Source organism: Pseudomonas sp. NPDC090208, from assembly GCF_044746785.1.
Classification (GTDB): domain Bacteria; phylum Pseudomonadota; class Gammaproteobacteria; order Pseudomonadales; family Pseudomonadaceae; genus Aquipseudomonas.
In genome coordinates this window covers 54,839-67,314 of record NZ_JBIVCU010000004.1, presented here as the reverse complement: position 1 = coordinate 67,314, position 12,476 = coordinate 54,839, and the positions used below count along the sequence as shown (strand labels likewise).

Genomic DNA, 12,476 nt, shown 5'->3' with positions numbered 1-12,476 from the left:
CGTACCGTGGTCAGTCATTGGCAGCGATCAGGATGTATCAGCGGGTGCTGTTCAAGGCGCTGACCCTGGCAGGCTGTTGAGGCGTCCATTTCTTGCCCGTCGGATAGGCAACGGACTGAAGGAGAGTGTGTGCATAGCGTTGAGACTTCATTCAACTGACCTCCATGACGGTTAGCAGATCTTCAACACATTCGCGTGCGTTGCGCAGGCGCTGCACGCCAGGGCGCGGGGGCCGTGGTGTCATAAAGATAGCTCATGGCCGCGCTTGGCAAGGTTTGCGTTGAGCCATCCACAACGCCGTCAGTCATGTGCGCAGTGGCCGGCTGATACCGCTGTTGCGCGAGCACATCCACGAGCACTACGGCGTGTTCATGTATTACGCGTCACGGGACATGCCCAGGCGGGCGAGGAAGTTCATCGACTTCGTGCTGGAGCAGGTGGGCGATGCCTCGGAGTTTCGCTTGAGCGCCGAGGAAATCCGCCAGTTGAGCCCGTCATAGGCTCCACCCCGTTCACCCCTGTTGAAACAACAGCGGATGGCCGCTGGCACGAAACGCCTCGACGATGTATTCCACGAACACCTTCACCTTGGCCGGCACCAGTTTGCGGCTGGTGTAATAGATCGACAGCGGCAGCGCGTAGGCCGACCAGTCAGGCAGCACGCGCACCAGCTCCCCGCGCTGCAGAAACGGCAGGACATGGGGCAGCGGAAGAAAGGCGATGCCCATGCCGCTGGCGGCGGCGCGGGCAATCGCTTCCGGGTCGTCGAGCACCATGACCGGGCGTACGCCGGCCACCACTTCCTCTCCTGCGTCGTTTTTCAGGGCCCAGGGCGCCAGTCGCCCGGAACTCAGCAAGCGCCGCAGCAGCCCACGGTGACGCGTCAACTCCGAGGGATGTGTCGGGGCGGGGTACTGCTGCAGGTAGGCCGGCGACGCGACCAGCACAATGCGCAAGCGCGCCAGCTCACGGGCGATCAGCGCGTTGGTCAACTCAATACCGCCGCCGATGGCAACGTCGAAACCGTCGGCGATCAGGTCGACCTGACGGTTATCGAAATGCAGATCGGGCACCACGTCCGGATAACGGCGCACGAACTCGGCCATCATCGGCACGAAATATTCGCGACCGAGGGTGTAGGCCAGCGACACCTTCAGCGTTCCGGCCGGTTTGCCTGCGCCCTGGCGCAAGTCGGTCAGGGCATCGCCGATCTCGCCCCAGGGCAGGCGCACCTGTGCGTACAGGCGCTCGCCATCGGAGGTCAGCGCCAGCCTGCGCGTGCTGCGCTGAAACAGACGCACACCCACCCGCGCTTCCAGTTGCCCCACGCTTTTGCTCACGGCGGCCGGCGTCAGCCCCATGCGGCGTGCGGCGGCCGAAAAACTGCCCTCGTCGGCAGCGGAAATGAATGCATCCAGGTAACTGCTCAGTTCAGTCAGCATGGCTCACCTTTTACCTTTGGTTGAAACTGAATGCTCAGTTTAACGACTACCGCGACCAGATGCAGGCGACGAAGATGGGCTCACCAACTCCACACACCGCATCACACACCGAAAGGAAAACATCATGAGCACTCCACTCAACGGTAAAGTCGCTTTCATCAACGGTGGTTCCCGCGGCATCGGCGCCGCCACCGCGCGCCGCCTGGCCCGTGAAGGCGCAACGGTCGCCATCGGCTACTTCGCATCGGCCATCGCCGCCGAAGCGTTGGTCGAAGACATCAACGCCAGCGGCGGTCAGGCCATCGCGATCAAGGCCGATGCTGCCGACGCGACCAGCCTGACCCAGGCGATCGACAGCGTCGCCGAGCGTTTTGGCCGTCTGGACATCCTGGTCAACAGCGCTGGCGTGTTGATCGTCGGTCACTTGCAGGATTACACGCTGGAAAACTTCGACCACACCCTGGCGGTCAACGTCCGCTCGGTGTTCGTGGCCTCGAAAGCGGCAGCCCGGCACATGCAGGAAGGCGGGCGCATCATCAACATCGGCAGCACCAACGGCCAGCGCATGCCGTTTGCCGGCGGTGCGACCTACGCGATGAGCAAATCGGCGCTGATCGGTCTGGCCAAAGGCCTGGCCCGCGACCTGGGCCCACGCGGCATCACCGTCAACAACGTCGCTCCCGGCCCTGTCGACACCGACATGAACCCGGAAAACAGCGAGTTCGGTGCCAGCCTGCACGATCTGATGGCCCTGCGTCGCCACGCCAAGGCCGATGAAATCGCGGCCATGGTGGCCTACCTGGCAGGCCCTGAAGCGGCCTTCGTGACCGGCGCCGATCTGTTGATCGACGGTGGCTTCGCCGCCTGATACCGCGGGTTTGCAGACCACTCTCTGCGCTGTAAACGATGGGGACTCCAGCGTGGCTGGCGTCCCCATTGTCCATTTTGGCGGTCAGCGCTCAGCGCGAGGCGAGCGAATTTCGTCAGCAATCAGGGCGTCAAAATAGGGTCGTCGAAAGAGTGTCACTGAACCTGCGGCAGCGATAAAACTTTCATCGCCAGGCCTGTCATCGGGTTGTCCATACTTCGTAGCAATCTGCATCGACAGCAGGGAATGGCTGGACTTCTTTTGACCATCGGCAGGGATAGAACATGATGGCAACTCACCGTTTTTGTATGTTTGGTCGGTCAGTACTGATCCCGATAATGCTGAGTGGCTGCGCGGCGTTCAACCAGACGCACGACGAGGTGGTCGTTCGGGAAGCGGGGGAGCGAGTGTTAGGCACCCCGTTTCCTGCCGCCGGGGAAGCGGTAAAGCATTGGGAATATGCCTGGCTGGCCGATGTGGCCTACGCTCACGCCGCCGACGGCGAATCGAAGGACATTTGCACCGCCACCAGTGCCGACAAGGTGCTGGCAGCCCACAAGTGGCAACGCTGGAAAAACTTCCCGGCTCCCGGTGGCGAACTGGACAGACAGATGCGGGAAATCCACCTGCGCGCCGAGGTCTGGGAGCAGGTGGAGTCGAAGCGGGTCGTCGTGACCTTTGGCGGCACTGACTTCACCAATAACTATGACTGGCGATCCAATCTTCGCTGGGTAACGTTCAAGATCGACGACGAATACACCCGTCTGGTCAAGGACTTTGCCCCGGGTTTCGTCAAAGAACTTGCAGACCGCTCGCGATCAGAGCATGGGCAGTGGTTGAAGGGCGCCCGCTTGATCTCCACCGGGCATTCGCTCGGTGGTGGACTGGCGCAGCAATTCGCTTATGCGCTGCCCTTGTCGACGCCGTTGAAACTGACGCATGTCTACGCCTTCGATCCGTCGCCGGTCACCGGGTATTACAGTGTGGATGCCGATATCCGAAAGGAAAACGTCAAAGGGTTGTCCATCGACAGGATTTACGAGCGTGGCGAGATCCTTGCACTCCTGCGCTCGTTCACCAGCCTGTTTGTCAAACCGTCGTCAATCGACCCTACGATCAGAGGCGTGCGTTACAGCCTGCTGAGCGGAGGAACTGCCGTGGCCAACCATTCGATGCATAACTTCGCGTGTGCGATACAGAAGGTGTCGGGCGAGGGTGTCGCGGAACTCGAACAGGCAAGCAGGTAACCGCGCCCATGCTGAGGTACGGCGACTATTTCTCGACCGTCACCAGCGGCAGGTCTTTCTGCACGATGTACCTCGCGAGCTCAGAACCTGTGGTCGTGCCGATGTTTGTGGCGACATGCGAATCACCGGCCTTGAGCGTGACAGTTGGCTGACCCTCAAGCGGGTACTGGAAGGTGCCGCTGTTCACATGAGCCACTTCGACGCCGGCGTGGGAGTGTTTGAGCGAGGCCACGCCGGGTTTGAAGTCGACACGGACGATGTATCTGCCCGGTGTCGAGGCACCCCCTTTTTTGTACTGAGTGCCGTTATGCAGGGATTGTTTCGGAATGTGCGGCGAACAACGCTGCCTCTTCTTTCAGCGCTTTTTGAACCGATGGCAATGCATCGAGACGCGCCTTATAGGCCATCAGGTGTTGCAGGTGCTCGATCTTTGCGCCGGAGCGTTCATGCCACCAGGTACCGAACACGTAAGCGTCGGCGACGGTGAAGGTGTCGCCGGTCAGGTAGGCGCGGCCGTCGGCCAGGCGGGCGTCCAGCGCGGCGTAGGCATTGACCAGCTTGGCGCGGGTCCATGCGGTGCCGTCTTCGGTCAGCAGTTTGCGCATCAGCGGGATGTGCTTCTGGGCGATTTCGGTGGCGATGAAGGTCAGCAATTGATCGAACTTCACACGATCCAGCGTGCCGTGCGCAGGGATCAGACCGGCCTGTGGGTGTTGGTCCGCCAGGTACGACGTAACGACGATGGTCTCGGAGAGGATGTCTTGCCGATCGTTGTCCAGCACCAGCGCCGGGACGTAGAGCAGCGGGTTGATCTGCGCGAAGTTGTCGCCGTTGGATGTGCTTTTGCCGAACACGTCGAAATGCACCAGTTCGAGGTCGAGGCCGAGTTCGTTGGCGATGATCTGAACGGCTTGAGAACAGGTCTGGTTGGCAATGTAGAGTTTCATGGCTGGGCTACCTCGAAGTGGGTGTGTTCAGACCCGTGTATCGGGTCGGTGAGCACAGTCTGTTCTCGGCATGAAAAACAATAAACATCGCAAAAATCTACTATCTGTAGCCCATGAGGCGACAATAAGGCGGCTTCCAAGCCCATCTTCTGAATCCATCAATCGGCCGGTCCATAGCGGTTGCCGCTGCAAATTGTCGCCTTTAAAGCGACTAACCGTCTCACGTTGCGCTGTTTATCCGCTTTGATGCGCAGGTCATCATTCGCTCACGGACCGCATCCCGAATCTGTCACCCCAGGGGTGAATCGAAACAGAGGCGAATGGCAATGCTGACAAAGCAATTGATTACTTCCGGCGACTATCTGATGAACTTCGGCCACGTACCGGACGGCATCTTGTGGACGCTGGAGCGAATTGAACAGTCCATGCACGACACCCTTAAACAACGACCCCATCAGGGCGATTTCTGGGTCTTCGGTTATGGCTCGCTGCTCTGGAACCCGTTGTTGAGTTTTGTCGGGCAGCAGCGTGCCACGCTCCATGGCTGGCATCGCAGTTTTTGTCTGCGGATGATTGCCGGCCGCGCATCGCTGGAGGTTCCAGGTCGGATGCTTGCACTTGAACCGGGTGGGTCGACGCAAGGCCTCGCGTATCGCCTGACCGAAGAAGTGGCCGACGAGGAGTTGATCCTGCTGTGGGTTCGCGAAATGCCCACGGGTGCCTATCGGCCGGTCTGGACCGAGGTCGAGCTGGCGGACGGACGTAAAGTGATGGCGCTGGTCTTTGTCGCTGAGCCGGCCCACCCGCTTTATGAACGCGATTCAACCGTCGCAGCCATTGCCCGTTGCATTGCGCGGGCAGAGGGGCCGATGGGCAGTAATGCGGACTACGTACACCGGCTATGCGCTGCACTGCATGAGCGTGAAATGGCCGACGGGTACATCACGGCATTGTCTGCAGAAATCATGTTTTAAACGTTGTTTGTAATGGTGGATTACAAGGCCGAAGTACCCGGCCCTTATTTATCTCCACCCCTTTGACGATGTGTTGATCGACATTTTCAGAAATGGCCGAGCGGCACCGTTGCGCCCGCAGTTTGTGGTTTTTCGAGTGATATTCATGAGCAGGAGAGAGTCAATGATCGCCAACCGTAAACGGCTATCCGTCGTGTTCAGTGCGCTCTTGGTGGCCGGCACCGCCGGTATCGTCGTGAAGTATGGCGATCACCTTGAGCCTGTCAGTTCGGCCCACGCAGCCTCCGACGTTGCGCCGCCGACAACCGAAGTGGATGTGGCCACCGTGGTCTTCAAGACCATCAGTGAATGGCAGAGCTATTCCGGCCGCCTGGAGGCAGTGGACAGGGTCGACATTCGTCCGCTGGTGCCCGGCACGATTGTCGCCGTGCACTTCAGGGACGGTGCGCTGGTGAAGAAGGGGGATCTGCTGTTCACCCTCGATCAGCGTCCTTATCTGGCCGAAGTGGACCGTGCCGCAGGTCAACTCGCCGCCGCCGAATCCCGCGCGGCCTATACCGCCACGGATGCGGCGCGCGCCCAGCGCCTGATCGAACAGAACGCCATCGCCCGGCGTGACTTCGATGAGAAGCAGAATGCGTCGCGCGAAGCCGTTGCCAACGTCAAGGTGGCGAGGGCTGCACTCGACGCGGCCAGGGTCAACCTGTCGTACACCCAGATCACTGCGCCGGTCGCCGGCCGTGTGTCCCGTGCCGAACTGACGGTGGGCAATATCGTCGCTGCCGGCACCTCGCCGTTGCTGACCACGCTGGTGTCGGTGTCGCCGATCTATGCCGCGTTCGATGTCGACGAACAGACCTACCTGCGCTACCTGAATCAGGGCTTCGGCAGTGCCGCGCCCGTGTCGCTGGGGCTTGCGGACGAAGACGGTTATTCGCGCAAGGGCGCTGTCGACTCCATCGACAATCAGCTCGACACCCAGTCGGGAACCATCCGCGTACGTGCACGTTTCGACAACGCCAACGGTGCGCTGCTACCGGGGTTGTATGCGCGGATCAAGGTCGGTGGCGGCAAGCCGTTCGAAGCCGTGCTGGTCAACGATTCGGCCATCGGTACCGATCAGGCGAAGAAATTCGTGCTGGTGGTCGGTGTCGGGGATCGGGTCGAGTACCGCGAAGTGTCCCTGGGCAACCTGCACGAAGGCCTGCGCGTGGTGACGTCGGGCCTCAAGGCCGGTGACCGCGTCATCGTCAACGGCATGCAGCGCGCCCGGCCCAACGACACGGTGCGCGTCAACAGCGTGGACATGGCCGACGTCAGCCGCGCTGCCAAGCCTGCGGCCTAACGAGAACTGATCATGAATATTTCAAAATTCTTTATCGACCGGCCGATCTTCGCGGGTGTGCTGTCGATGCTGGTGCTGCTCGCCGGCCTGATTGCGCTGACCCGATTGCCGACCGCCGAATACCCTGAAGTCGTGCCGCCGTCGGTGGTGGTGCGCGCCGAATATCCCGGTGCCAACCCGAAGGTCATCGCCGAAACCGTGGCCTCGCCCATCGAGGAACAGATCAACGGTGTGGAGGACATGCTGTACATGCAGTCGCTGGCCAACAGCGACGGCAAGCTGACCACCACCGTGACCTTCAAGCTCGGCACCGACCCGGACAAGGCACAGCAGTTCGTGCAGAACCGCGTGGCGCAGGCGCTGCCACGTTTGCCTGAAGACGTGCAGCGTCTGGGCGTGACCACGGTCAAGTCGTCGCCGACCCTGACCATGGGCGTGAGCATTCTGTCGCCGGATCAACGCTACGACCTGACCTACCTGCGCAACTACGCGCTGATTAACGTCAAGGATCGCCTGGCGCGTATTCCCGGTGTCGGCGAAGTGGTGATGTGGGGCGCGGGTGACTACTCGATGCGCATCTGGCTCGACCCGCAGAAAGTCGCGCGCCTGAACCTGACCGCTACCGACGTGGTGAAAGCGATTCGCGAGCAGAACGTGCAGGTCGCGGCGGGTATCGTCGGCGGCGCACCGATGCTGACCGACGTGCCGTTGCAATTGAGCGTGAACGCCCAGGGTCGTCTGAAAACCGAGCAGGAATTTCGCGACATCATCCTCAAGACCTCTGGCGGGGCAGTGACCCGGCTGTCGGATGTCGCGCGGGTGGAAATGGCGGCGTCCGAGTACACCTTGCGTGCGATGCTCAACAACAAGCCGGCTGTACAGATGATCATCTTCCAGCAGCCGAACGCCAACTCGCTGCAGATCTCCGATGACGTGCGCAAGGTCATGGAAGAGATCAAGCAGGACATGCCGGATGGTGTCGACTACGGCATCAAGTACGACCCGACCCAGTTCGTGCGCGACAGCATTCACGCGGTGATCCAGACCCTGCTGGAAGCCATTGCCCTGGTGGTGCTGGTGGTCATCGTGTTCCTGCAGACCTGGCGCGCGTCGCTGATTCCGTTGCTGGCGGTGCCGGTGTCGATCGTCGGCACCTTCGCGCTGCTGCTGGGCTTCGGTTACACCATCAACGCGCTGTCGTTGTTCGGCATGGTGCTGGCCATCGGTATCGTGGTGGACGATGCCATCGTCGTGGTGGAAAACGTCGAGCGCAACATCGCCGACGGCCTGTCGCCGCGCGACGCCACCTACAAGGCCATGCAGGAAGTCAGCGGGCCGATCATCGCCATCGCCCTGACGCTGGTTGCGGTGTTCGTGCCGCTGGCATTCATGTCCGGCCTGACCGGGCAGTTTTATCAGCAGTTCGCGATGACGATTGCCATCTCGACGGTGATCTCGGCGTTCAACTCGCTGACCCTGTCGCCGGCGCTGTCGGCCATTCTGCTCAAGGGCCACGATGCGCCGAAAGATGCGCTGACGCGCTTCATGGACGCGCTGTTCGGCGGTTTCTTCCGCGCGTTCAACCGGGTGTTCCATCGCGGCTCCGAGCGTTATGGCAGCGGTGTGCGCGGCGTGGTCAACCGCAAGCTGGCGATGCTGGTGATCTACGGCATTCTGCTCGGCGCTGCGGTGTGGATGGGCAAGATCGTGCCAGGTGGTTTCGTGCCGGCGCAGGACAAGGACTATGTGGTAGCCATCGCACAATTGCCGAGCGGCGCGACCCTGGATCGCACCGACAAGGTGGTGCATGAAATGGGCGACATCGCCATGGCGATTCCAGGCGTGAGGGACTTGCCGCAGTTTCCGGGGTTGTCGGTCAGCCTGGCCAACTCACCGAGCAGCGCGCTGGTGTTCCCGGTGCTGGAGCCATCCAAGTTCCGTTCAAAAGAGCAATCTGCGGCTGCGATCGTCGGGCAACTGAACGGGAAATACGCCGGCATCAAGAACGCCGCCATCGCCGTGTTCCCGCCACCGCCTGTGGCCGGCCTCGGCACCGTCGGCGGCTTCAAGCTGATGATCGAGGACCGCGGTGCGCTGGGCTATGAAGCGCTGAACAAGGTCACCCAGGATTTCCTCGCCGCAGCTGCCAGGGCACCTGAACTGGGCCCGTCGTTCTCGACGTTCCAGATCAACATGCCGCAGCTCAACGTCGAGCTGGACCGGGTCAAGGCCAAGCAACTGGGTGTGTCGGTGACTGACGTGTTCGACACCTTGCAGATCTATCTGGGCTCGATGTACGTCAACGACTTCAACGCCTTTGGCCGGGTCTATCAGGTGCGCGCCCAGGCTGATGCGCCGTTCCGCGCCACTGCCGACAACATCGGCCTGCTGAAAACCCGCAACGACAAGGGCGAGATGGTGCCGCTGTCGTCGCTGGTGAAAGTCAGCACCACCTACGGGCCGGAAATGGTCGTGCGTTACAACGGCTACACCGCCGCCGACATCAACGGTGGCCCGGCACCGGGCTATTCGTCCGGGCAGGCTCAGGCGGCGGTCGACCGCATTGCCAAAGAAGTGTTTCCGCGCGGCATCAAGTACGAGTGGACCGACCTGACCTATCAGCAAGTGCTGGCGGGCAACTCGGCGCTGTGGGTGTTTCCGATCAGTGTGCTGCTGGTGTTCCTGGTGTTGGCTGCGTTGTACGAGAGCCTGACCCTGCCGCTGGCGATCATTCTGATCGTGCCGATGAGCATCCTGTCGGCGCTGGTGGGCGTGTGGCTGACCAATGGCGACAACAACATCTTCACTCAGATCGGTTTGATGGTGCTGGTGGGGCTGTCGGCGAAGAACGCGATTTTGATCGTCGAGTTCGCTCGTGAACTGGAAATGCAAGGGCGGACCATCGTGCAGGCAGCCATCGAGGCCAGTCGTCTGCGCCTGCGGCCAATTCTGATGACGTCCATCGCGTTCATCATGGGCGTTGTGCCGCTGGTGTTCTCCACCGGGGCGGGGGCCGAGATGCGCCATGCCATGGGGGTTGCGGTGTTCTTCGGCATGCTCGGCGTGACCCTGTTCGGCCTGCTGTTGACCCCGGTGTTCTACTTGCTGCTGCGCAAGCTGTCGGGGGTGGAGCACCTGGTCGACAAGCACGGCAAGCATCCGCATCTGGCAGCGGATCTCGACAGCCATGACGCCGCTGATTACGCCGCCTTTGTTGCCGGTCACAGCACTCATTCCACGGCTCGCGCGCCTGAAACCGCACTCGAGAAGTAAGGAGAATCACATGAAAACCTTTGCTCTGAGCCGGATGTTTTTCGGCTCGGTATGGCTGGCTGCGGTGTTGACCACGGCAGGTTGTTCACTGGCCCCGACGTATCTGAAGCCGAACGTTTCGATGCCGCCAGCCTACAAGGAAGAGAAGCTCCAGGAACCGCGCACGGCGTTGTCGGCGGCCGAAGCCGGCTCGTGGAAAACCGCCGAACCGTCCGAAGAAATCGCCCGCGGCGACTGGTGGACGGTGTTCAAGGACCCGACCCTGAACTATCTGCAGGCACAGGCCGCCAGCGCCAACCAGAACCTCGCCGCTGCCACCGCCCGCCTGAAAGAGGCGAGGGCGCTGAACGTGGCGGCGCGGGCCGGGTTGTTCCCGACCCTGGACGCGGGCATCGGCCCAAGCCGGCAGAAGGTTTCCGGTGCGTCGCAAGGGCTGTCGAACAGTGCCAACGTGCCTGCGCAAACGCTGTGGCGTGCGCAGGCCGGGATTTCTTACGAGGTCGACATGTTCGGGCGTGTCGCCAATACGGTGGAAGCGGCCAAAGACGACATGCAGCAAAGCGAAGCGTTGCTGCGTTCGGTGCATCTGGCGTTGCAGGCCGACGTCGCGCAGAACTACTTTGCGCTGCGTGAGTACGACGCCGAAGCCGGAGTGTTCGCGGACGCCGTGGCGCTGCGTGAGCAGGCGCTGAAGCTGGTGCAGCAACGCTATGACCTGGGCGAAATCAGCCAGCTGGACCTGGCCCGGGCCCAGGCCGAACTGGCGACGGCGCGCTCCGACAGCATGACCGTGCAGCGCCTGCGGGCAACCTCCGAGCACAGTCTGGCGGTGTTGCTGGGCAAGGCGCCGGCGGAGTTTGCCATCGCGCCGAATCCATTGGTGGCTATCAACCTGCGTATCCCTGCCGGCTTGCCGTCATCGCTGCTGGAACGTCGCCCGGACATTGCTGCGGCGGAGCGGGCGATGGCCGCGGCTAACGCGCGGATCGGGGTCGCCAAGGCAGCGTTCTTCCCGTCGCTGACGCTGACCGGTGCGGCCGGGTTCGAGTCGGATTCGCTGGGCAGTCTGTTCAAGTGGAGCAGCAGGACTTTCCTGCTGGGGCCATTGACAGGCACTGCGCTGAACCTGCCGATCTTCGACGGAGGCAAGCGCAAGGGCGACCTGGCCAATGCCCGTGCGGTGTACGAGGAGCAAGTGGCAACCTACCGCCAGCAAGTGCTGGTGGCGTTTCAGGAGGTCGAGGATGGCTTATCCGACCTGCGCATCTTTGAAGAACAGACCCGCACCCAGGCCGAAGCTGTCGACGCCTCGGCCCGTGCCGCGCAGTTGTCGCGTGCGCAATACAACGAAGGCGCGGTGACGTACCTGGACGTGATCGACGCCGAGCGCACCGTACTGCAAGCCCGCCGCGCAGCGGTGCAGATGCAGGGCCTGCAGATGGCCTCGACGGTCAACCTGATTCGCGCGCTCGGTGGCGGCTGGGCGCCGAAGTCATCGTAAGCACGTCCTGCAACAGCCCAGCTTGCCAGCGGTGGCAACCTCACGGACACCGACACGGACAAACCGGGCAAATGACCAAATGTGGGAGGGAGCCCTGCTCGCGAAAGCGGTGTGCCAGCCAGCACAACATTGACTGGAGTGACGCCATCGCGAGCAGAGCTCCCTCCCACAGGTCTTGTGGTGTCTGGCGAATATTGGCGTGACGCTAAATCCGTAGCAGTCCCGCTTGCCGGCGGAGGCAATCTTACGAACGCCGACACTGACAAGCCGGACAAATGACCAAAAGTGGGAGGGAGCTCTGCTCGCGAAGGCGGTGGGTTCGCCAGCACAGTATTGGCAGGACTGACGCCATCGCGAGCAGGGCTCCCTCCCACAGGTCTTGTGGTGTCTGGCGAATATTGGCGTGACGCTAAATCCGTAGCAGTCCGGCTTGCCGGCGGTGGCGATCTTACGAACGCCGACACTGACAAGCCGGGCAAATGAGCGAAAGTGGGAGGGAGCCCTGCTCGCGACGGCGGTGGGTCAGGCAGCACAGGATTGACTGGGCTGACGCCATCGCGAGCAGGGCTCCCTCCCACAGTTGTTGTGGTGTCTGGTGAATATTGACGTGACGCTAAATCCGTAGCAGTCCGGCTTGCCGGCGGTGGCGATCTTACGAACGCCGACACTGACAAGCCGGGCAAATGAGCGAAAGTGGGAGGGAGCCCTGCTCGCGACGGCGGTGGGCCAGGCAGCACAGGATTGACTGGGCTGACGCCATCGCGAGCAGGGCTCCCTCCCACAGATCCTGTGGTGTCAGGTGAATACTGGCATGACGCTAAATCCGTAACAGCCCGGCTTGCCAGCGAATGCGATCTTGCAGACGCCACCGTTGACAAG

10 protein-coding genes are annotated in these 12,476 nt (G+C 61.8%); 7 read left to right on the top strand and 3 right to left on the bottom strand.

What is annotated here, in order from left to right:
* Nucleotides 1-335 precede the first annotated feature (335 nt).
* Nucleotides 336-500, top strand: a complete 165-nt coding sequence (locus ACIPL0_RS08575; protein WP_400599014.1) for a hypothetical protein — start codon at nucleotides 336-338, stop codon at nucleotides 498-500.
* Nucleotides 501-512: 12 nt separating this feature from the next.
* Here the strand turns inward: ACIPL0_RS08575 and ACIPL0_RS08570 are convergent, their stop codons facing one another.
* Complete coding sequence (locus ACIPL0_RS08570) at nucleotides 513-1,442, bottom strand: LysR substrate-binding domain-containing protein (RefSeq protein ID WP_400599012.1); 930 nt, start codon at nucleotides 1,440-1,442, stop codon at nucleotides 513-515.
* Between the two features lie 124 nt (nucleotides 1,443-1,566).
* On the opposite strand from ACIPL0_RS08570, the gene ACIPL0_RS08565 reads away from it, so the two are divergent.
* Nucleotides 1,567-2,310: an SDR family oxidoreductase gene (locus ACIPL0_RS08565; RefSeq protein WP_400599010.1), complete on the top strand. Its 744-nt coding sequence runs from the start codon at nucleotides 1,567-1,569 to the stop codon at nucleotides 2,308-2,310.
* A 284-nt stretch (nucleotides 2,311-2,594) separates the two neighbouring features.
* Nucleotides 2,595-3,557 carry a hypothetical protein gene (locus ACIPL0_RS08560; protein WP_400599008.1) on the top strand — a complete coding sequence of 321 codons (963 nt, stop codon included), beginning with the start codon at nucleotides 2,595-2,597 and terminating at the stop codon, nucleotides 3,555-3,557.
* A gap of 25 nt (nucleotides 3,558-3,582) precedes the next feature.
* Here the strand turns inward: ACIPL0_RS08560 and ACIPL0_RS08555 are convergent, their stop codons facing one another.
* Complete coding sequence (locus ACIPL0_RS08555; protein WP_400599006.1) at nucleotides 3,583-3,744, bottom strand: hypothetical protein; 162 nt, start codon at nucleotides 3,742-3,744, stop codon at nucleotides 3,583-3,585.
* Between the two features lie 118 nt (nucleotides 3,745-3,862).
* Entirely contained in the window at nucleotides 3,863-4,504 is a 642-nt protein-coding gene (locus tag ACIPL0_RS08550) for a glutathione S-transferase family protein (RefSeq protein ID WP_400599004.1), read from the bottom strand.
* Between the two features lie 326 nt (nucleotides 4,505-4,830).
* Between ACIPL0_RS08550 and ACIPL0_RS08545 the strand changes: the two genes are divergently transcribed.
* From ACIPL0_RS08545 to ACIPL0_RS08530, 4 genes are all read left to right on the top strand, one after another.
* The gene (locus ACIPL0_RS08545; RefSeq protein ID WP_400599002.1) at nucleotides 4,831-5,478 is read left to right on the top strand and encodes a gamma-glutamylcyclotransferase; all 648 of its coding nucleotides are present in this window, start codon (nucleotides 4,831-4,833) and stop codon (nucleotides 5,476-5,478) included.
* A gap of 163 nt (nucleotides 5,479-5,641) precedes the next feature.
* On the top strand, nucleotides 5,642-6,823 hold the full coding sequence (locus ACIPL0_RS08540) for an efflux RND transporter periplasmic adaptor subunit (protein WP_400599000.1): 1,182 nt from the start codon (nucleotides 5,642-5,644) through the stop codon (nucleotides 6,821-6,823).
* Between the two features lie 12 nt (nucleotides 6,824-6,835).
* Nucleotides 6,836-10,096, top strand: a complete 3,261-nt coding sequence (locus ACIPL0_RS08535) for an efflux RND transporter permease subunit (RefSeq protein ID WP_400598998.1) — start codon at nucleotides 6,836-6,838, stop codon at nucleotides 10,094-10,096.
* A 10-nt stretch (nucleotides 10,097-10,106) separates the two neighbouring features.
* The gene (locus ACIPL0_RS08530; RefSeq protein ID WP_400598996.1) at nucleotides 10,107-11,597 is read left to right on the top strand and encodes an efflux transporter outer membrane subunit; all 1,491 of its coding nucleotides are present in this window, start codon (nucleotides 10,107-10,109) and stop codon (nucleotides 11,595-11,597) included.
* The last annotated feature ends 879 nt before the right edge of the window (nucleotides 11,598-12,476 follow it).